We start from the raw sequence: 18,195 nt of genomic DNA, 5'->3' as shown, positions 1-18,195 counted from the left end.
AGTCTTGACAGCCATCGCATTGGATGTCAGTGGACTCAACTGGACTCCTGTGGACGGTTCGACCGTCCAAGTCCGGACTTTCCTCACCTCTCCGGTGGGGGATCAAGAGATCAGGATCTTTGTCATGCCCGGTCACGTTACCCGGCGGGCGCGGGGGACACCTCCCGTGCGACGGCGGCAACCGCGGCGAGTGCGGCGGCGTCCGCGCTGCCCTCCGCGGCGCTGAACACGTGCAGCTGCACGCCGGTCTCCCCCGGCGCCGCCGGCACGTGGAGCGTCTCGTAGTCGAGGGTGAACTCCCCGGCGGCCCGATGCCGGAACCGCTTCCTGCCCCCGGCGCACATCAGCACCTCGCCGCTGGCCCACACCCGCCGGAACTCCTCGCTGCGCGCGGAGAGTTCGGCGACGAGCCGGCCGAGGGCGGCGTCCTCGGGGTAGCGCCCCGCGGCCACCCGGAGCTGGCCGGCGGTCTCGGCGGCCCGGCGGTCCTGCGCGCGGCGGCTCGACGGGCTCTTCACCGAGGAGCCGGTGCCCTTCCGGCCGCTCGCGGGCGGGGACTACGACCACGACATGCGGCTGCTGCCCGGCGTCGAGGCACCGGGCACCAGCGGTCCGGCGATCCACCTGCGCCCGCGCGCCCTGGCGGCCTGATCCCCGCCCCCGGCGCGGGCCGTGCCGCGCCCGCCCCGGCACGGCCGCCGCCGCATCCGGCACGGCCGCCGCCCGGGCCCGCCGTTACTGCGCGGGGTCCTGCCGCGCCATCTCGGCGGCCAGATTGGCCAGGACCCGGTCGTACACCGCGGCCAGCGCCCGCGGCGCGAAGAGGCGCTCGAAGAAGCCGCCCACGCCGCCGGCGCCCTCCCAGGTGGTGCGGATGGTCACCCGGGCGCTGCTCTTGTCGCCCTCGCCCGCCCCGGGCGCGACGGTGTACGTGGTGACCATCGTGGAGTTCCGGTCCGTCTCGACGAGCGTGCCCTCCTCGGGCTCGGTGACGTCGAACAGGCAGTCGCGGATGCGCTTCTCGGTCGCCTTGAAGGTGAGGTGGAGCACGGTCCCCGCGCCGTCGCCGCCCTCGCGCACCTCGTAGTCGGAGAACTGCTCGGGCAGCAGTCTCGGGTGCACCTCCCGGTAGTCCGCGAGCGCGTCGAACACGTCCTCCGGGTCCGCCTGGATCACCCGCTGCCTGCTGACCTCGACCTGCGCCATGCCACTGCTCCTGCCGTCGTGGGGACTTGGGGAGCCAGCCAATCACCGGGCGGCCCGGCCGCCCAAATCGGCCCCGCCCGTCCGGGGACACCAGGCGCCGAATCCGCTTGACACCCGTCGTTCGAACATGTGTCCTAATGCGAGAGGAGTCACGCAGGAGGAGGCAGGCCATGCGCTGGAACAACCTGAGCGAAGGAACGCCTGCCGCGGCGCCGGCGCTGTTCGGCACCGAGGTGGTCACCAGGACGTTCGACACCCCCGAGTTCCGCGGCATCACCTTCCACGAGGTGCGCGCCCGCTCGATCGTCAACCGGGTGCCCGCGGCCTCCCGGATGCCCTTCGTCTGGACGGTCAACCCCTACCGCGGCTGCTCCCACGCCTGCGTCTACTGCTTCGCCAGGAAGACGCACAGCTACCTCGACCTGGACACCGGCACCGGCTTCGACACGCAGATCGTGGTCAAGGTCAACGCGCCCCAGCTGCTGCGCCGCGAGCTGGCCGCCGCCCGCTGGCGGGGCGAGCACATCGCCATGGGCACCAACGTCGACTGCTATCAGCGCGCCGAGGGCCGCTACCGGCTGATGCCCGGCATCATCTCCGCCCTCCGCGACCGGGCGAACCCCTTCTCCATCCTCACCAAGGGCACCCTGATCCTGCGCGACCTGGAGCTGCTGCGGCAGGCCGCGGACGTCACCGACGTGGGCGTCTCGGTCTCGGTCGGCTTCGTGGACCGCGCCCTGTGGCGCACCGTCGAGCCAGGCACCCCCGCGCCGGAGCGGCGCCTGGGCGTGGTCAGGGCGCTCGCCGACGTCGGCATCCCCTGCGGCGTGCTGATGGCCCCGGTGCTGCCGTACCTCACCGACTCGCCCGCCCAGCTCCGCGAGACGGTCCGGGCCATCGCCGCCGCGGGGGCCTCCTCCGTCACCCCGCTCGCGCTCCACCTCAGGCCGGGGGCCCACGAGTGGTACCTGAGCTGGCTCGCGCGGCACCACCCCGGCCTGGTGCGCCGCTACGAGGTGATGTACGCGGACGGCGCCTACGCCCCGCGCTGGTACCAGCGGCGCATCACGGGACAGGTCCACGAGCTGGCCGCCGAGTACGGCATCGGCCCGGCCCGCCGCGGACAGCACCGCAACCTTTCCGAGCCCTCCCCCGAGCCCGCGCCCGAGGAGGGCGCCACCCAGCTCACCCTGCTGTGACCCGCCCTCCCCACCGCCGCAGAAGGGCCCGGCACAACCGCGGTTCCGGGAAAGCGAACCGGCGTTGACACGCCCGCGAGGGCGGCAGAACACTGCGAGGCGGGAGAGCGCTCTCCCGCGTTCTCCCGGCCATTCCGCCCCCCACGACCGAGGAGATTTCCGCATGCCTCGCAGATCCGCCTTCTTATCGGGCTCGGCCGTCGCCGCGGCCCTCGGGCTCGTCCTGGCCGGGCTCGGCGCCATCGGCGCCGCCGCCTCGCCCGGCGCGGGCCCCGCCGCGGCCACGCCCGCGGCGCCCGAGCACGTCATGGCCGCGCCGCCACCCGGCGAGTGGGTGCCCGTGGACCCGCCGGTGGCGGGCATCCCGCCGCAGCCCGACGTGCCCTGGGCCTCGCACCACGAGTTCCAGGCCAACTGCTCCGTGGACCACACCGCCCCGGACGACCCGATCGTCTACCCGGACGACCCCGGCGCCTCGCACGACCACACCTTCATGGGCAACACCACGACCGATGCCCACAGTTCCCTCGGCTCCCTGCGCACCGGGGGCACCACCTGCAAGGTCCCGGCGGACCTGACGGCCTACTGGATGCCCACCATGTACGACGGCGACCGGGAGATCCGCCCGATCGGCGACCAGGTCATCTACTACAAGGCAGGCGTCACCGACTTCAGGACCGTGCGGCCCTTCCCGCCCGGCCTGCGCTACGTCGTGGGCAGCCCCTACCAGTCCGAGCAGGAGTTCATCGAGGGCTCGGTGGAGGGCTGGGAGTGCGGCGACTCCTTCGGCAACTCCGACATCCCCGACAGCTGCGCCCCCGGCTCGCAGCTCAACGTGCGCTACCAGGCGCCGAGTTGCTGGGACGGCAGGCACCTGGACTCCCCCGATCACAAGGCCCACATGGCCTATCCGGTCTGGGACGGTGAGCTGTTCCAGTACGTGTGCCCGGAGAGCCATCCGGTGGCCGTCCCCATGATCGAGTTCAAGATGGCCTTCCCCGCGGGCTCCGACACCTCGAACGTCACGCTGTCCAGCGGCCCCGGCTACTCGTTCCACTACGACGTGTTCAACGCCTGGGACGAGCCCACGCTGGCCGCGCTGGTCGCGCACTGCATCAACGGCGGCCTCCAGTGCGACGCCCGCGGCTTCGACCAGTACCACCCGGAACGCGGCGCCGCGCTCGACGAGAACTACGAGCTTCCCTGAGCCGCCGCCCGCCCCGCCGCGGGGGCGTGCCGCCGCCCCCGGCCCGCACGGGACCGGGGGCGGCGGAATCGCGCCGGGAGCGGGCCGGGATCAGGCGTACACGCCGAACTCGTAGAGCGAGTAGCCGTATCCCGTGCCGCGCTGGGTGGCGAGGACCCGGACGTAGCGGCCGGAGCCGGTGACCTCGGCGGTGTCGACGCCGCCCTGCCCCGCGCCGACCTCGTGGACGGTCCGCCAGCCGGAGCCGTCGTCGGAGACCTGCACCTGGTAGGCCCGGGCGTAGGCCGCCTCCCAGATCAGCTGCACGTGGTGGAGCTCGGTCACCCGGCCGAGGTCGACCTGGAGCCACTGCGGGTCGCTCCAGTCGCTCGCCCAGCGCGTGGCGCGGTCGCCGTCGGTGGCGTGCGCCGGCTCGAAGGTCTCGCCGTTGTACTCGGGCTGCTGCGAGGAGGCCGTCGTGGGACGCCCGCGCGCCACGTTCGTGCCCTCGACCGGCGGCGGGACCACGTTCACCGAGGTGGGGAGGTAGGAGACGTTGCCGTGCCCGTCGCGGGCCAGCAGGTACAGCTTCCACGTCCCCGGCCTGCTCGGGGCCGTCACCGTGAACGTCCCGTCCTGAGCGCGGGTGAACTCCGCCGGCCGCAGCGAGGTGTCGCCGTCCAGGTAGTAGCCGGAGAGGCGGACCTCGTAGGCGATCGGGTCGCCGTCCGGGTCGGTCACCGAGGCCGTGAAGGAGAGGGGCGCGCCCGCGGGCACGGCCGTCCTGTCCCCCCGCACGGCGAGCCCGCCGGCCACCGGCGGCGTGTTCGCCGGGAGGCTGCCGCCGTACAACTCGGCCACCGCGTACGTGGACAGGCGGCGCTCGCCGCCGGGCAGCAGGTTGAACCACACCCCGCCGAAGTCCGTCTCCACGCCGTAGTGGAACAGGGTGCCGCCGAGCGCGACGCCCTCGTGGGCCATCAGGCACCGCCAGGCGCGGCGGTAGCCCTCGCTCTTCTGGGCGTCGTCCGGCTCCGCGGGCACGCCGGTGACGTCGTCCGCCGTCTCCCACTCCCCGGGCGGGCCGCCCTCGGTGAGGAGGTAGGGCCGGTCGTAGCCGCCGCCGGTCCAGGCGTCCCGGATGGCGCAGACGTCGGCGTAGGAGTTGACGGCGAGCAGGTCGAGCGAGGGCGCGTAGTCCCGGTAGTAGGGCCACGCGCCGGTCCAGGCGTCCGTCGAGGTCACCGGGTGGCGCGGGTCGAGGCCGTGGATCAGCCGCGCGGCCTCGTCGACGAACCGCGCGTAGGCGGCCCGCTGTTCCTCCAGGGCCTGGCCCGCGTAGCAGTTCTGCAGGCCGAGGATCGACTCGTTGCCCACGTCCCACATCAGGATGCCGGGGTGGTCGCGGTAGGCGGTCACCCACTGGCTGACGGCGGCGAGTTGCTGCTGCCGGTAGGCGGTGTCGGCGACGTAGTCCACGCAGCCGCCGCTGCCCGGGCCGCCGCCCGGCTGCAGCCAGAACCCGGCGATGACCCGCACGCCGTTGGCCGCGGCGGCGTCGAGCAGCGGCGCGCTGGACGCGTCGGTGCCCCAGGTGCGGAGGGTGTTGACGCCCATGCGGGCGAGGTCGGGCAGGTAGCCGGCGGCCTCGGCGGCCTGCGGGCCGAAGGTGAGGCCCTTCACGGTGAACGGCGCGCCGTCCACGGTCAGTTGCCAGTGCCCCTGGCCGCCGGTCACCTCGACGGTGGCGGGGGCGAGGAGCGGCTGGGCGGGCGCGGCCGCCGGGGCCGCGGCGAGCGGCGCGGGGGCGGCCGGGCCAGGCGCCGCGGCGGCCGTCGCGTCCTGGGGCAGGAGGGCCGCGGCGCCGGCGAGCAGCGCGAGGGCGGCCGCCCGGCGGCGCCAGGCGCGCGGGGCGAGCCGGGCTCTGAGGGCCCGGAGGGCCCAGAGGGCTCGGGGGGCTCTGGGGCGGCGGGGGGCGCGGCGGGGTGGGGACGCGCCTGCCGCGGCCGATCTCGGGTGACTGCGCACGGACTTCTCCTCCGGTGGGGGGTGGCGTCCGCGCCGCGGAGGGGCCGCGGCGCGGACACGGTGGGAGAGCGCTCTCCCAGGAGGGTCGCCGGTGCCCCGGAGGCTGTCAACGCCCCGGCGTTCCCGGGAATCAGGCCGACTGGCGCACCACGAGGACGGGTTCGAAGATGACGGAGGCCGGCTCGCGGCCCGGCGTCTCGATCAGTTCGAGCAGCAGCCTGGTCATCTCCGCCGCCATGTCCTCGACCGGCTGCCGCACCGTGGTGAGGGCGGGCCGGCTGGAGACGGCGGCGCTGCTGTCGTCGAAGCCGACCACGGCCACGTCCCCGGGAACCCGGCGGCCCGCCTCCCGCAGCACGTGCAAGGCCCCCTGGGCCATCAGGTCGTTGGCGACGAAGACCCCGTCGAGGTCCGGGTGCTCGGCCAGCAGCCTGGCCATCACCCGCTCGCCGCTCTCCAGGGTGAACGCGCCCTCGGCCGTGGGCACATAGGGGTGCCCGTGCCGGGCCATGGCCTCGCGGAAGCCGGCCAGCCGGTCCTGGCTCGCGAGCACGTCGAGCGGCCCGGTGATGGTGGCCACCCGGCGGCAGCCGCGGGCCACCAGGTGGTCGGCGGCCAGCCGGGCGCCGTCGTGGTGGGCGAAGTCGACGTAGGAGACGGGGATGGGCCGCGGCGGCCTGGCGAACATGACGGCGGGCACCCCCGCGTGCACCAGCTGCTCGGGCAGCGGGTCGGCGGCGTGGGTGGACACCAGCAGCGCGCCGTCGGCGCCGCCCTGCCTGAGCGAGGCGACCACCTGCCGCCTGGCCTCGGCCGAGTCGGCGAGCATCAGCACCGGGTGCATGCCGCGGGGGCGCAGGGCGCCGATCACCCCGCCCGCGGTCCGCCCGAAGAAGGGGTCGGCGAGCAGGCCGCCGCGGGCCTCGCCGCCCTGGCCCTCCTCGTCGCCCGCGCCGGAGACGACCAGGGCGAGGGAGTCGGCCCGCCGGGTCACCAGGGAGCGCGCCGCCCGGTTGGGGACGTACCCGGTGGCGGCGATGGCGCGCCGCACGGCCTCCTGGATGGCCGGGTCGACGTTGCGGATGCCGTTGATCACCCGGGAGACGGTGGCCCGCGAGGTTCCGGCCGCCCGCGCCACGTCCTCCAGCGTGGGAGAACTCCTGGGCGCACGCTCGCTCATGCGGGCTTTTCTACCACAGGGGGGAAAACGCTCTCCCGCCGATGAGTCCGCCGGGGCGGCCGAGTCCTTTCCGGGGAAGGCAGGCGGCGCCACCCGGGCTCCGCCGCGGGCAGCGAAGGAGCAACGCACATGGGAGTCGTCGCCGTGGACATCTCGATCTCCCTCGACGGGTTCGTCACCGCCCCTGGGGCGGGCCCGGAGCACGGGCTCGGCCTCGGGGGCGAGGTCCTGCACGAGTGGGCCCTGGGCGGGAGCACCCCGGCGGATGCCGCGCTGCTCGACGCCTCCTATGCCGCGACCGGGGCGGTGGTGATGGGCCGCCGCCTCTTCGACGTCGTGGACGGGCCGCACGGCTGGCGGGACGACCTGGGGTACGGGGCGGAGCGCGACCAGTCGGCGGCGCCGCCGTGCTTCGTGCTGACCCACCGGCCGCCCGCCGGCATCCGGCTGCGCACGCCCTCGTTCTTCTTCGTCACCGAGGGGATCGAGCGGGCCGTCGAGCTGGCCCGGGCGGCGGCGGGCGAGCGGGACGTGGTGGTGATGGGCGGGGCCGACGTCTGCGCGCAGTGTGTGGCAGCGGGGCTGGCCGAGGAGATCCGCATCCACCTGGCGCCGGTGCTGCTCGGCGGCGGAATCCGCCTCTTCGAGCACCTGGGCGGGCCGCCGCGCCGGCTGCGGATCGCGGAGGTGACCGAATCGCCCCGGGCGACGCACCTGCGCTACCAGGTCGGCGGCGAGGCGCGGCCGTAGTCACCGCGGCCGGCTCCGTGCCCCGGCCGGGGCGGCGCAGGGCCGCCGCCGGAAAGGGGGGCGCCGGAAAGGGGGGCGCCGGAAAGGGGGGCGCTCACGCTCCGTGCCCGGGCCGGGCGGTTGCGCGTTCGGGGCTCGTCCGGGAGGGCGGGCGCCGGTAGAGTCCCGCGGCATGGATGACGACGCGCGCACCCTTCTCATCGCCGTGGCGGTCACCGCGGTGATCGCTCTCGTGCTCGGCTGGCTGTTGCGCAGCTACCTGACCACCCGCTCGGTGCACCGCTTGCAGAACTTCTTCGGCCTGCCGGAGAACTCGGAGTGTGTGCTGGTGGTGAGCCGGGACACCGGCAGCGACGGCGCCGTGGCCCGCAACGACGTCTTCGCGCTGCTGGAACTCTCCGCCGTGATCAAGAACTGCGGCGCCAAGGCGCACCTGATATCGGGCGAGACCACGCAGCTCGGCTTCGGCGAGCGCACCGAGTTCTGCCTCGGCGGCCCGGTGTCCAACCGGCGCCTCGCCGCCCACCTGGCGAGCCTGCTGCCCGGGGTCGCCGTGAACACCGACGCCGAACCGGGGCCCGACCGGGGCGCGTTCCTCATCGGCAGCGAGCGCTACCGGCTGGAGAACGGCTCGGTGGAGTACGTGCTGCTGGCCCGGCTGACCGCGGGCCAGCAGGGGCGGCCGGTCTTCCTGGCCTGCGGCCAGCGGTCGGTCACCAACCAGGCCGCCGCCCGCTACCTGGCCAAATACCACACCCGGCTGGCGCGCAAGTACGGCTCGGGCGGGAACTTCTGCCTGCTGCTGAAGGTCGTCAACTCCCAGGCGTACGGGCCCGACGTGGTGGAGCTGGTCAAGGACGTGACGCGCGCGGCGACCTCGCCGAAGCCCAAGGTCGCCACGGGCAAGAGCTGAACGCCAGGGCGCGCGGGGCCGCGGGCGGCAGGCGGGGGCCGGGTGCTCAGACCTCGGCGGCCTCGGCGTAGACCTGGGAGAGCTGGGGCGCGCCCGTGTCGGCCCACTCGTGCCCGAAGGAGACGACGTCCACCTCGCGCCCCGAGGGCATCACGACGATCGGGCGGCCCTCGGGTCCCGGCTGCCAGTGGGCGCCGGAGACGGTGCGCACGATGACCGTGCCGAGGTAGAGGCCCGCGTCGTTGGCGAGCCAGGGCAGCTCCTCCGGGTCGTCACGCCAGCCGGGCAGGAGCTGGTCGAGCGCTTCGAGCGAGACGGGGGTGTCGCCGAGCACCACTCCGGCGCGCTGTGCCCGCGTCCTCAGCAGCTCGCATTCCGAGAGCAGTTGCGTCACCCCTTCGGGGTCGGACCAGACGCCTTCCTCCGCGGCGGTGCGCTGCTTGCGCCAGTTGTCCAGGAAAGGGATGTTCATACCTCAAGGATTCCACCCCCACGCCCGGCCACACCACAGTCACACGTCACCAGTTGTTCACAGTTCCAGGTCGACGACGACCGGCGCGTGGTCGGAGGCGCCCTTGCCCTTGCGTTCCTCGCGGTCCACGAAGGCGTCCTGAACGGCCTTGGCGAACGGGGCGTTGCCGTAGACGAGGTCGATGCGCATGCCGCGGTTCTTGGGGAAGCCGAGCTGCCGGTAGTCCCAGTAGGTGAACGGCCGGTCGTACTTCAGGGGGCGGGGCACGATGTCGCCGAGGCCCGTCTCCCGCAGCGCGGCCAGGGCGTTGCGCTCGGCCTCGGTGACGTGCGTGGCGCCCTCGAAGAGGGAGATGTCCCACACGTCCTCGTCGGCGGGCGCCACGTTGAAGTCGCCGAGGACCGCGAACGGGGTGCCCGCCGCCGCCTCCGGCGCCACCGTCTCGCGCAGGGCGGCCAGCCAGCGCAGCTTGTAGGCGTAGTGGGGGTGGCCGATCTCCCGGCCGTTGGGGACGTAGACCGAGCGCACCCGGACCCCGCCGCAGGTGGCGGCCACGGTGCGCGGCTCCGTGGCCCCCTCGTACGCGGGCCCGTCGACGAGCTCGCCCGAGACGTCGGCGAGCCCGACCCGGGAGAGCACCGCGACGCCGTTCCACCTGCCGTCGGCGCGCACCGCCGCCTCGTAGCCGCGTGCGCGCAGCGCCTCGGTGGGGAAGGCGGCGGCCTCACACTTGAGCTCCTGCAGGCACAGCACGTCGGTGCCGCTGCGCTCCAGCCAGGCGAGCAGCCGGTCGAGGCGGACGGTGACGGAGTTGACGTTCCAGGTGGCGATGCGCATGGGGGCTCTCTCGGGCTGGCGTGGACGGGCGGAGGGCGGGCGGGCCGCCCCGGGAGGCCGGGCCGGTCCTGGGCGGCGGCTTCAGAGGGTGACGCGGTCCCCCGGGCGCAGCACGGCGTACTCGGTGGGCGCGATGCCGGCGCCCTGGGGGCCGAGGTTGCGCCCGTAGACGGCGTGGCCCTGTTCGTTGATCAGGCCGTCGTGCACCGGGTAGGCGCGCCGGGGGGCGACCTCGCGGACGTAGTCCACGACCTCGGACATCTTGTTCCACGGCGCCTGGAGCGGCAGCAGCAGCGTGTCGACCTCGCGGCCGGGGTGGGTGAAGGCGTCGCCGGGGTGGAAGAGGGCGCCGTCCACGAGGTAGCCGACGTTGGTGATGCGGGGGATGTCGGGGTGGATCACGGCGTGCAGCTCGCCGTGCACCTCGACCTCGAACCCGGCGGCGGAGAAGGTGTCCCCGTGGCCCACCGTGTGCACGCGGCCGGGGAAGGCGGCGGACACCCGCTCGGCGACGCTGCGCAGCGTCCAGATCTCCGCGCCGGGCGAGGCGTCGAGGGCGGCGCGCAGGCGGCCCTCGTCGAAGTGGTCCGGGTGCTCGTGGGTGACGAGCACGGCCTCGGCGCCGACGGCCGCGTCCGGCTCGCTGAAGCCTCCGGGGTCGATGACGAGGGTGCGCCCGCCCTTGCTGAGGCGGACGCAGGCATGGCCCTTCTTGCGCAGCTCGATGGGCCCGCTCGGGGAAGTCTGCTCCATGCCGGACATTGTGCTACGGGCCACCGACAGCCGCCCGTGCGGCGCCCTGCCCCCGCCGCCCCGCGCCCGCGTCCGGCGCGCGCCCGGCCGCCGGGCGGCCGGGCGCGGGGTTCAGGACTCCAGGCCCGCCCTGGCCTCGCGCCGGTGGTCGCGGAAGGCGTAGACCCTGCGGGCCATGGCGAACAGCGGGATGACCGCGCCGAGGACGAGTTGCAGGGAGCAGCCGGTCTGGAGGAGCAGCAGGCCGCCGGGGGCGTCGAAGGCCCAGGCGGTGAGCAGCGCCATGCTCAGCACGATCCAGCCGAGCATGGCGGCGGCCAGGGTGCCGCGCGGCTTGGGGTACTCGACGCGGCTGACCATCAGCCAGGCCACCCCGACGATGGCGAGCAGCGTCGGCGTGAAGGGCAGTTCGAGCAGGACGATGGAGACCACGGTCAGCGCGCCGAAGGGGCTTGGCATGCCCTGGAAGACGCCGTCCGGCATGGTGGTGCAGGAGAAGCGGGCCAGTCTGAGCACCACGGCCAGCAGCACCACCGTGGCCGCCAGCGCCGACAGCGGCTCGTGCACGTCGCCGACGACCATCCCCCACACCAGCACGAAGTAGGCCGGGGCGAGGCCGAAGCTGATGAGGTCCGAGAGGTTGTCCAGCTCGGCGCCCATCGGCGAGGCGCGCAGCTTGCGGGCCACCAGGCCGTCGAAGAGGTCGAAGACCGAGGCCAGCAGCATCAGCAGGACGGCGGTCGCCGCGTTGTTGCGGACGACGCCGGCGTCGCCGCTGTTGGTCAGGTGCGGGATGAGGACGCCCGTGGTCGTGAAGTAGACCGCGAGGAAGCCGCAGGTGGCATTCGAGAGGGTCAGGGTGTCCGCTATCGACAGCCGCATCGAGAGCGGCAGTTCGTCGGCCTCGCCCCCCTCGTCCTCGAGCGGGACGTCGACGACCCAGGGGGCGGCCGGGGCTTTCCGCTCAGTCGCGGTCAAGACGTGTCACTCCCGCGGTGGTGTGCTGGCCGACGGCGACGGCCGGTTCGATGCCCTCGGGCAGGTAGACGTCGACCCGGGAGCCGAAGCGGATCAGCCCGATCCGCTCGCCCTGCTCGACCTTGCAGCCCTGCGGCACATAGGGGACGATGCGGCGGGCCACCGCGCCGGCGATCTGCACCACCTCCAGGTCGCCGAGCTCGGTGTCGAAACGCCACACGACGCGCTCGTTGTTCTCGCTCTCCTTGTCGAACGCCGGCACGTAGCCGCCGGGGATGTGCTCGACGGAGGCGACGGTCCCTGCCGCCGGGGCGCGGTTCACGTGCACGTTGAGCGGGCTCATGAAGATCGCCACCCGCGTCCTGCCGTCCGGCCAGGGCATGATGCTCTGCACCACGCCGTCGGCGGGCGAGAGCACCCGGCCGGTGCCGATCTCGCGCTCCGGGTCGCGGAAGAACCACAGCATGCCCGCGGTGAGCACGGTGGCGGGCACGGCCACGGCGGCCCAGCGCCCCGAGGTACGGGCCCGCACCAGGCTGACCGTGGCCGCGGCGGCGGTGGGCAGCAGCCACGGGGAGGCACCGCGCGCCAGCCGCACCCGGGCGCCCGGGGAGCGCCCGGGGAGACGACCGGGAAAAGGAGATGAGCGGTAAGGCATGAAAGACCTTCGTAGCGGGGAAACCGCACCTGTCCGAAGCGGCGCGGCTACGCCGATGCTATAGGTTTCCGGCGGCAACTCGGCAAGCCAGTGGGCCGGTCGGGGCCTCCCCCGGCACCCCATATAACGCCCATAACGGACATTCTCTTCGCTTGCGCGCGCCCCCCGCGGGGTCCGGGGAGCCGGATCGCCCGCCGCTTTTGGCCGGACCATTGCCCGCCTGCCTCCACCGCACGCACACGCGAGGGTCGCAGAATCTCGCGTTGCGTGAAGAAAAGACGGCGGGCGCAAGGGAGTTGACCGGCCCCCTCGCGGGGCGGGGGCGCGGGCGCCCGGGGGGCCGTTCCGCCGCAAAAACAGAGACTTGGGGCCGGTCGCGGCGCGCGCGGCCGGTCACCGGCTGTGAGCGGGCGCGGGACAGCGGCCCGCCGCGGCGCTCCGCGTGTCGCGCGCGCCCCAGGCGCCCCGCCCGCCCCGGCGCACCGCGGCCAGGCGGGACAATCCCATGGCTTGGCAAAAAGCAGGCCAATCCTTGGTCAGGCGCTCAACTTCCGGGCGGTTCGAAGGCCGCGGTGCGCGCCAGCCCCGCGGCCCGGCCGCGGGCGGCGACGACGAGCGCCATCTTCCGGCTCGCCTCGTCGATCATCTCCTCCCCCAGCATCGCCGCCCCCCGGGCGCCGCCCTCCCGTGAGGTGTGGAAGGCATAGGCGTCCAGGATGAGTTCGGCGCGGTCGTAGTCCTCCTGCGCGGGCGAGAAGACCTCGTTGCAGGCCGCGATCTGCCCGGGGTGCAGCACCCACTTGCCGTCGAAGCCGAGCGCCGCGGCCCGGCCCGCCGCCTCACGGAAGCCGTCCAGCTCGTGGATCTTCAGGTAGGGGCCGTCGATGGCCTGGAGCCCGTTGGCGCGCGCCGCGACGAGAATGCGCATCAGCACGTAGTGATAGGCGTCGGCGGGGTAGCCCGGGGGCTGCTCGCCGACGGACAGGGACTTCATGTTCAGGGAGGCCATGAAGTCGGCGGGGCCGAAGACCAGCGCCTCAAGGCGCGGGGAGGCGGCGGCGATCTCGTCGACGTGGACCAGCCCCGCGGCGTCCTCGATCTGCGCCTCGATCCCGATCCGGCCGGGCTCAAGGCCCACCGTGCGCTCGATCTGGGTCAGCAGCAGGTCAAGGGCCCCGACCTGGGCGGCGTCGCGGACCTTGGGCAGCACCACGCAGTCGAGGGCGGCCCCGGCCCCCTCCACGACCGTGATCACGTCCCGGTACGTCCAGTGCGTGCTCCAGTCGTTGACCCGGACCGCCCGGGTCTTGCCGCGCCAGTCGCCCTCGTTCAGCGCCGCGACGACCAGGTGCCGCGCCTCCTCCTTCACGGGCGGGGCGCAGGCGTCCTCCAGGTCGAGGAACACGTGATCGGCGTCGAGTCCCTGGGCCTTCTCCAGGAAACGGGGGCTGCTGCCCGGCACCGCGAGGCAGGAGCGGCGGGGGCGCTGTCGATCGCCGGTGGGCGGAATGTTGCGGGAGACCATGCGGAGAATCTGCCACGGAACCCGCCCGGGCGCGCGGCCGGCCGGGGCCGGGGGGCGGGCCGGGGCCGGGGGGCGGGCCGGGGCCCGGCCGCGGCCGGGGCGCCTCAGCCCAGGCGCGGGCGCAGCGCCTGCTCGATGGTGCGCATGACCTCGCTCAGCGGCGCGTCCGTCCTGGCCACGGTCACCAGCACCTCGCCCGTTGCCGAGGCGGACACGGCGGGGGCCTGGCCCGGCGAGGCGGCCGCGATCACCGGCAGCGAGCCGAAGGTGCGGCGCACGATGGCGAAGGCGTGGTCGAGTTCGGCCTCCACGTCGCCCTGGCCGCCGCTGCGCAGCCAGCGGCGCAGCACGTGGTTGTGCGCGGTGACCACGGCGGCGGCGGCGACCTCGGCGAGCAGCGGCTCGTCGCCGTTGTGGGAGTTCTCGTCGAACTGGCTGAGCAGGTAGCGGGTGAAGAGCCGCTCGTAGCGGGACACGGAGGCGATCTCCCGCTCGCGCAGCGTGGGCACCTCGCGGGTCAGCTTGTAGCGCTGCACGGAGACGGCGGGCGAGACCGCGTACATCTTCATGACCTCTTTGATCCCGCGGCAGACGGTGTCGAGCGGGTTCTCGTGCGGCGGGGCAGCGTCCAGCACCGCCTCCACCCGGACCAGGGTGTCGTCGTGGTCGGGGAAGATCGCCTCCTCCTTGGAGCGGAAGTGGCGGAAGAAGGTACGCCTGGCCACCCCGGCGGCGGCGGCGATCTCGTCGACGGTGGTCGCCTCGTATCCCTTGGTCTCGAAGAGCTCCATGGCCGCCGCGGCGAGTTCGCGGCGCACCTTCAGACGCTGCGCGGAGCTCTGCGGGCGGGACGCGGACTTGACGGGCTGGGCCATGGAGCGAACGTACTGCATCCGCCACCCCGGCACCCCCTCATTCCCCGCCACCTCCGGGACTCAGGTGACCTGTGGGACGGGAGGGAAGACGGGAGGGAAGCCCCCTCCGCCGCGCGCGGCGGAGGGAAAAAAGGGGGGCGCTCAGGCGCGGGAGTACCTCAGGTCGGTCAGGAGCGTTCCGGAGATCCGCAGGGTCTGCTCGGCCCCGTCGGCGGCGAAACCCGCCCGTTCGTAGAAGCGGCGGGCGTGGGCGTTGCCCTGCAGCACCCACAGCCGCACCCGGTGGCGGCCCTGCTCGCCGAGGACGCCGAGCGAGGCCCGCAGCAGTTCCCGGCCGAGGCCCCGGCCGATGAACTCGGGGTGCAGGTAGAGGGCGTGCAGCTCGCCCCAGTCCGGCGCGGGGGAGCCGCCGGGGGGCGCGTCGGAGGCCGGGAGCGCGGGCGGCGGGCCGTCGACGCCCTCGACCGGCCGGTAGGGCCCGACGTTCGCCCAGCCCACGACCCCGGCCTCGCCCGCGTCGGCGACGAGATGGACCAGGCCCCCGGGCCCGGCGCCCGCCTCCGCGCGCAGCCGCTCGGCCGCCCGCTCCGGCCGCATGCTCTCCAGGAAGTCCCCCGGCATCAGCCCCCGGTAGGCGTGGCGCCAGCCGAGGACCCGCAGCGAGGCGACGGAGTCGGCGTCCGCCTCGGCCATCTCACGTATGTCGATGCGCATGGCACGCAGCGTAGGCGGCGCCCGGCACCGAACTCATGTCGGTTTCCCCTCCTCGCGGGGGGCCAGCGCCTCCCGGTGGCGCAGCGTGGCGCCGCCCAGGGGCACCATGCCGAAGCGCGCGTAGTACGGCAGCAGCGGCTCGTCACACATGAGGTCGATCGAGTAGAGGCCCTCGGTCCCGGCCAGGACCCGGCGCATCAGCTCGGTTCCGATGCCGCGGCCCCGGTAGCCGGGCAGCACCTCGAGCCAGGGGACGAACGCCGTCAGCACCCCGTCGCTGAGCAGGTTGACGAAGCCGACGGCCGCGCCGGTCTCCTCGTCGACGGCGAGCACCGCGCGGTGGCTGCCGCGCAGCACCGCCAGGTGCTGCGCGGGCGTGGGGGCCCTGGGCCAGTCGGCGAAGAAGCCGGTCAGCATCTCCTCGTGGACCTCGCCCGGGTCCTCGGTGTAGCGGATCACGCGGCCACGCTACCGCCGGGCGCGATCCGGTGCGGCCGGCCAAAACCCTTACGATGGGCGGCAGTCCGCGCGTGCCCGGAGTGCCGGGTGCGCGGCGGGGGAAGCAAGAGAGAGCCGCGGGAGATGCGCTGGCAGCAGCGCAGCGGGGAAACCGCAGCCACGCGGTGGAGCACACACGGGAAACCGGGAAACGCAGCACAAGCGGAGAAAGGGGAGAAGCCGTGCCGGCCGATGTCTCCGAGTGGGGTGAGCTGCCCGCAGCGTTCCTCGCCCCCGGATCGCCCTCGTTCCTCGACTTCCTCGCGGAGCACGCTCCCGAGTCCCTGCCCGGCCGCCGGTCCCTGCCCGAGGCGGGCCGGGCCCTGGAGATCCCGCACGGCACCACGATCGTGGCCGCGGTCTACGCCGAGGGCGCGCTGATCGCCGGGGACCGCCGCCTCACCCAGGGCAACCTGATCGCGCACCGGGACGCCGACAAGGTGGCCAGGGCGGACGAGTTCTCCGCCGTGGGCTACTCGGGCGCGGTGGGCCCGGCCGTGGAGATGCTCCGCCTCTTCCAGCTGGAACTGGAGCACTACGAGAAGGTCGAGGGCACCCGGCTCTCGCTGCCGGGCAAGGTCAACCGGCTGAGCACGATGATCCGGGGCAACCTCGGCATGGCGATGCAGGGCCTGGCGGTGGTCCCGCTGTTCGCCGGCTACGACCTGGCGGCGGAGAAGGGCCGCATCTTCTCCTTCGATATCACGGGCGGTTACCACGAGGAGTACGAGTTCGACGGCACCGGCTCCGGCTCCCCCTTCGCCAAGGCGGCGCTGAAGAAGCTGTACCGGCCCGGCATGAGCGAGGACGAGGTCGTCACCGCCGCCGTGCAGGCGCTCTACGACGCGGCGGACGAGGACACGGCCACCGGCGGACCCGACCTCACGCGCCGGGTCTTCCCGCTGGTCGCGCTGATCACCGAGTCGGGGTACCGGGAGCTGTCCGAGGAGGAGGTCTCCCGGAAGGCCCGCGCGGTGGTCGACCAGCGCCTGCGGCGCCCGGACGGGCCGGTGGCCTCCGCCGGCTGAGTGCGGAACGGCGCCGCCGCCCCGCGCCCGGGGGTGGCGCGGGGCGGCGGCGCCCGGTGGGCGTGCGCCGGAGGGGCCGGGGGGCGGCCGCCGTTCCGGCGCGCCCGGGCCCCCGGGGGCTCAGGGGCAGTCGGGGCAGCCGGGGGTGCTGCCGCCGGCGACGAGCGGGGTGCCGAGGGGCGAGTCGGGGGTGCTCACCATCCGCAGCCTGCCGCAGGTGCAGCGCAGCCACAGGACGGTCCCCTCGCCGGTGACGTGCCGGGAGATCTCCACGGGGGCCGATGCGGTAGGGGGCGTCGGGCTCTTCGCAATCGTCGGTGCGGTCATGGAGTTCAGTGTGCGGCGACCCAACCGTGCACGTCCATTGCATGTTTTCTCGCGACTATGTGCAAAATGGTTTCATGATTGATCTGCGTCGCCTGCAGGTGCTGCGGGCCGTCCACCAGCACGGGACCGTGACGGCCGCCGCGGCGGCCCTGCACCTGACGCCCTCCGCCGTCTCCCACCATCTCCGGGAGCTGGCCAGGGAGTTGCGGGTGACGCTGATCGAGCCGCAGGGGCGGGGCATCCGGCTGACGGGCGCCGCGCACCTGGTCATCGAGCACGGTGACGCGCTCCTCGCCCGCTGGGAGGAGGCGGAGTCCGCGCTGGACGCCTACCGCGAGGGCCGGGCGGGCCTGCTGCGGTTGTGCGGCTTCCCCAGCGCCGTCAGCGGGCTGATCGCCCCGGCCATGCCGCTGCTGCGGGAGCGGCACCCGGGGCTGCGGGTGCAGGTGACCGAGGCCGAGACGGCGGCGAGCTTCGACCTGCTGCTCTCCACCGACGCCGACATCGCGGTCCTGGCCCCCTCGGAGGACTTCCCGCACCCCAGCGACTCCCGCTTCGACCAGCAGCCGCTGCTGGAGGAGCCGCTCGACCTGATCGTGCCCGCCGGGCACCCGCTCGCCGCGCGCGGGCAGGCGACGCTGGCGGACACGGCGAACGAGGACTGGGTGCTGCCGATGCCTGGCAGCTGCGACCACTACCAGCGGGTGCTGGTGTTCTGCGCGGTGGCCGGATTCTCGCCGCGGATCGCCCACTGGGCCAAGGAGTGGCACGTGGTCTCCGCGATGGTCTGCCACGGTCTGGGGGTCTCCCTCTTCCCGCGGCTCACCGAGATCCCCGCCAGCCACGCCACGGTCCGGGTGCCGCTGACGGGCGAGCCGGTACTGAGCCGCCGCATCCTCACCTGCGTCCGGCAGGGCAGCCGCACCCACCCGCTGGTCGCGCACGGGCTGCGCGCGCTGGCCGAGGTGGCGGCCGCGGGTCCGGCCGGCCCGGGCCGGCCGGCCGCCTCCCCTCCCCCGCGCCCCGCGCCGGAGGGCGCCGCCCTCGCGGAGCCGCGCTGAGGGGCGC

The 18,195-nt window shown here is 74.3% G+C and carries 21 protein-coding genes; 7 read left to right on the top strand and 14 right to left on the bottom strand.

Annotated features, from left to right (window positions below):
• Positions 1 to 137: 137 nt before the first annotated feature.
• Positions 138 to 518, bottom strand: coding sequence for an MmyB family transcriptional regulator (locus tag D7294_RS28830; protein WP_120684743.1), 381 nt, complete (start codon positions 516 to 518; stop codon positions 138 to 140).
• Positions 519 to 528: 10 nt separating this feature from the next.
• Between D7294_RS28830 and D7294_RS33815 the strand changes: the two genes are divergently transcribed.
• A complete protein-coding gene (locus D7294_RS33815; RefSeq protein WP_277751127.1) occupies positions 529 to 651 on the top strand; it encodes a hypothetical protein in 123 nt (40 codons plus the stop codon).
• 84 nt (positions 652 to 735) lie between these two features.
• On the opposite strand, the gene D7294_RS28820 is transcribed toward D7294_RS33815, so the two are convergent.
• Positions 736 to 1,206: an SRPBCC family protein gene (locus D7294_RS28820; RefSeq protein ID WP_120684742.1), complete on the bottom strand. Its 471-nt coding sequence runs from the start codon at positions 1,204 to 1,206 to the stop codon at positions 736 to 738.
• A gap of 170 nt (positions 1,207 to 1,376) precedes the next feature.
• Between D7294_RS28820 and D7294_RS28815 the strand changes: the two genes are divergently transcribed.
• Positions 1,377 to 2,405, top strand: a complete 1,029-nt coding sequence (locus D7294_RS28815) for an Rv2578c family radical SAM protein (protein ID WP_120684741.1) — start codon at positions 1,377 to 1,379, stop codon at positions 2,403 to 2,405.
• A gap of 163 nt (positions 2,406 to 2,568) precedes the next feature.
• Positions 2,569 to 3,612, top strand: a complete 1,044-nt coding sequence (locus tag D7294_RS28810; RefSeq protein ID WP_120684740.1) for a DUF1996 domain-containing protein — start codon at positions 2,569 to 2,571, stop codon at positions 3,610 to 3,612.
• A 90-nt stretch (positions 3,613 to 3,702) separates the two neighbouring features.
• On the opposite strand, the gene D7294_RS28805 is transcribed toward D7294_RS28810, so the two are convergent.
• The gene (locus D7294_RS28805) at positions 3,703 to 5,466 is read right to left on the bottom strand and encodes a discoidin domain-containing protein (protein WP_120684750.1); all 1,764 of its coding nucleotides are present in this window, start codon (positions 5,464 to 5,466) and stop codon (positions 3,703 to 3,705) included.
• Positions 5,467 to 5,749: 283 nt separating this feature from the next.
• Positions 5,750 to 6,799, bottom strand: coding sequence for a LacI family DNA-binding transcriptional regulator (locus tag D7294_RS28800; protein ID WP_120684739.1), 1,050 nt, complete (start codon positions 6,797 to 6,799; stop codon positions 5,750 to 5,752).
• A gap of 129 nt (positions 6,800 to 6,928) precedes the next feature.
• Here D7294_RS28800 and D7294_RS28795 point away from each other — a divergent pair, with 129 nt between their 5' ends.
• Together D7294_RS28795 and D7294_RS28790 are read left to right on the top strand one after the other, a co-directional pair.
• Positions 6,929 to 7,549: a dihydrofolate reductase family protein gene (locus D7294_RS28795; RefSeq protein ID WP_120684738.1), complete on the top strand. Its 621-nt coding sequence runs from the start codon at positions 6,929 to 6,931 to the stop codon at positions 7,547 to 7,549.
• Positions 7,550 to 7,721: 172 nt separating this feature from the next.
• A complete protein-coding gene (locus D7294_RS28790; protein ID WP_120684737.1) occupies positions 7,722 to 8,462 on the top strand; it encodes a hypothetical protein in 741 nt (246 codons plus the stop codon).
• Positions 8,463 to 8,508: 46 nt separating this feature from the next.
• Here D7294_RS28790 and D7294_RS28785 read toward each other — a convergent pair whose 3' ends face one another.
• The 9 genes from D7294_RS28785 to D7294_RS28745 all read right to left on the bottom strand — a co-directional run bounded on the left by D7294_RS28785 (position 8,509) and on the right by D7294_RS28745 (position 15,733).
• A complete protein-coding gene (locus tag D7294_RS28785; protein ID WP_120684736.1) occupies positions 8,509 to 8,934 on the bottom strand; it encodes a DUF6278 family protein in 426 nt (141 codons plus the stop codon).
• Between the two features lie 57 nt (positions 8,935 to 8,991).
• Positions 8,992 to 9,771, bottom strand: coding sequence for an exodeoxyribonuclease III (locus D7294_RS28780; RefSeq protein WP_120684735.1), 780 nt, complete (start codon positions 9,769 to 9,771; stop codon positions 8,992 to 8,994).
• Positions 9,772 to 9,852: 81 nt separating this feature from the next.
• A complete protein-coding gene (locus D7294_RS28775; RefSeq protein ID WP_120684749.1) occupies positions 9,853 to 10,524 on the bottom strand; it encodes an MBL fold metallo-hydrolase in 672 nt (223 codons plus the stop codon).
• A 111-nt stretch (positions 10,525 to 10,635) separates the two neighbouring features.
• A complete protein-coding gene (gene pssA, locus D7294_RS28770) occupies positions 10,636 to 11,406 on the bottom strand; it encodes a CDP-diacylglycerol--serine O-phosphatidyltransferase (protein ID WP_241562696.1) in 771 nt (256 codons plus the stop codon).
• An 82-nt stretch (positions 11,407 to 11,488) separates the two neighbouring features.
• Positions 11,489 to 12,160 carry a phosphatidylserine decarboxylase gene (locus tag D7294_RS28765; protein ID WP_120684733.1) on the bottom strand — a complete coding sequence of 224 codons (672 nt, stop codon included), beginning with the start codon at positions 12,158 to 12,160 and terminating at the stop codon, positions 11,489 to 11,491.
• A 544-nt stretch (positions 12,161 to 12,704) separates the two neighbouring features.
• Positions 12,705 to 13,685, bottom strand: coding sequence for an HpcH/HpaI aldolase/citrate lyase family protein (locus tag D7294_RS28760; RefSeq protein WP_120684732.1), 981 nt, complete (start codon positions 13,683 to 13,685; stop codon positions 12,705 to 12,707).
• Between the two features lie 104 nt (positions 13,686 to 13,789).
• A complete protein-coding gene (locus tag D7294_RS28755; protein WP_120684731.1) occupies positions 13,790 to 14,578 on the bottom strand; it encodes a TetR family transcriptional regulator in 789 nt (262 codons plus the stop codon).
• Positions 14,579 to 14,701: 123 nt separating this feature from the next.
• Positions 14,702 to 15,274 (bottom strand): GNAT family N-acetyltransferase, encoded by a 573-nt coding sequence (locus tag D7294_RS28750; RefSeq protein ID WP_120684730.1) that lies wholly within the window; start codon positions 15,272 to 15,274, stop codon positions 14,702 to 14,704.
• Between the two features lie 33 nt (positions 15,275 to 15,307).
• The gene (locus D7294_RS28745) at positions 15,308 to 15,733 is read right to left on the bottom strand and encodes a GNAT family N-acetyltransferase (RefSeq protein ID WP_206619580.1); all 426 of its coding nucleotides are present in this window, start codon (positions 15,731 to 15,733) and stop codon (positions 15,308 to 15,310) included.
• A gap of 221 nt (positions 15,734 to 15,954) precedes the next feature.
• Here D7294_RS28745 and prcB point away from each other — a divergent pair, with 221 nt between their 5' ends.
• Positions 15,955 to 16,800: a proteasome subunit beta gene (gene prcB / locus D7294_RS28740; RefSeq protein ID WP_241562694.1), complete on the top strand. Its 846-nt coding sequence runs from the start codon at positions 15,955 to 15,957 to the stop codon at positions 16,798 to 16,800.
• A 120-nt stretch (positions 16,801 to 16,920) separates the two neighbouring features.
• Here prcB and D7294_RS31685 read toward each other — a convergent pair whose 3' ends face one another.
• Positions 16,921 to 17,127, bottom strand: a complete 207-nt coding sequence (locus D7294_RS31685; RefSeq protein WP_147450930.1) for a hypothetical protein — start codon at positions 17,125 to 17,127, stop codon at positions 16,921 to 16,923.
• A 74-nt stretch (positions 17,128 to 17,201) separates the two neighbouring features.
• On the opposite strand from D7294_RS31685, the gene D7294_RS28735 reads away from it, so the two are divergent.
• Positions 17,202 to 18,188 carry a LysR family transcriptional regulator gene (locus D7294_RS28735; RefSeq protein ID WP_241562693.1) on the top strand — a complete coding sequence of 329 codons (987 nt, stop codon included), beginning with the start codon at positions 17,202 to 17,204 and terminating at the stop codon, positions 18,186 to 18,188.
• Positions 18,189 to 18,195 lie beyond the last annotated feature (7 nt).

Origin of the sequence: Streptomyces hoynatensis, from assembly GCF_003626535.1 — a bacterium.
In the GTDB taxonomy this organism is placed as follows: domain Bacteria; phylum Actinomycetota; class Actinomycetes; order Streptomycetales; family Streptomycetaceae; genus Streptomyces; species Streptomyces hoynatensis.
Note: the sequence above shows the minus strand (reverse complement) of the source record. Positions and strands in the feature narration are given on the sequence as shown.

Bases quoted from the DNA above. Each gene is read 5' to 3' on its own strand.
- D7294_RS28820 (WP_120684742.1), bottom strand. From the start codon at position 1,206: ATGGCGCAGGTCGAGGTCAGCAGGCAGCGGGTGATCCAGGCGGACCCG.
- D7294_RS28815 (WP_120684741.1), top strand. From the start codon at position 1,377: ATGCGCTGGAACAACCTGAGCGAAGGAACGCCTGCCGCGGCGCCGGCG.
- D7294_RS28810 (WP_120684740.1), top strand. From the start codon at position 2,569: ATGCCTCGCAGATCCGCCTTCTTATCGGGCTCGGCCGTCGCCGCGGCC.
- D7294_RS28800 (WP_120684739.1), bottom strand. From the start codon at position 6,799: ATGAGCGAGCGTGCGCCCAGGAGTTCTCCCACGCTGGAGGACGTGGCG.
- D7294_RS28795 (WP_120684738.1), top strand. From the start codon at position 6,929: ATGGGAGTCGTCGCCGTGGACATCTCGATCTCCCTCGACGGGTTCGTC.
- D7294_RS28790 (WP_120684737.1), top strand. From the start codon at position 7,722: ATGGATGACGACGCGCGCACCCTTCTCATCGCCGTGGCGGTCACCGCG.
- D7294_RS28785 (WP_120684736.1), bottom strand. From the start codon at position 8,934: ATGAACATCCCTTTCCTGGACAACTGGCGCAAGCAGCGCACCGCCGCG.
- D7294_RS28780 (WP_120684735.1), bottom strand. From the start codon at position 9,771: ATGCGCATCGCCACCTGGAACGTCAACTCCGTCACCGTCCGCCTCGAC.
- D7294_RS28775 (WP_120684749.1), bottom strand. From the start codon at position 10,524: ATGGAGCAGACTTCCCCGAGCGGGCCCATCGAGCTGCGCAAGAAGGGC.
- pssA (WP_241562696.1), bottom strand. From the start codon at position 11,406: ATGCGGCTGTCGATAGCGGACACCCTGACCCTCTCGAATGCCACCTGC.
- D7294_RS28765 (WP_120684733.1), bottom strand. From the start codon at position 12,160: ATGCCTTACCGCTCATCTCCTTTTCCCGGTCGTCTCCCCGGGCGCTCC.
- D7294_RS28760 (WP_120684732.1), bottom strand. From the start codon at position 13,685: ATGGTCTCCCGCAACATTCCGCCCACCGGCGATCGACAGCGCCCCCGC.
- D7294_RS28755 (WP_120684731.1), bottom strand. From the start codon at position 14,578: ATGCAGTACGTTCGCTCCATGGCCCAGCCCGTCAAGTCCGCGTCCCGC.
- D7294_RS28750 (WP_120684730.1), bottom strand. From the start codon at position 15,274: ATGCGCATCGACATACGTGAGATGGCCGAGGCGGACGCCGACTCCGTC.
- D7294_RS31685 (WP_147450930.1), bottom strand. From the start codon at position 17,127: ATGACCGCACCGACGATTGCGAAGAGCCCGACGCCCCCTACCGCATCG.
- D7294_RS28735 (WP_241562693.1), top strand. From the start codon at position 17,202: ATGATTGATCTGCGTCGCCTGCAGGTGCTGCGGGCCGTCCACCAGCAC.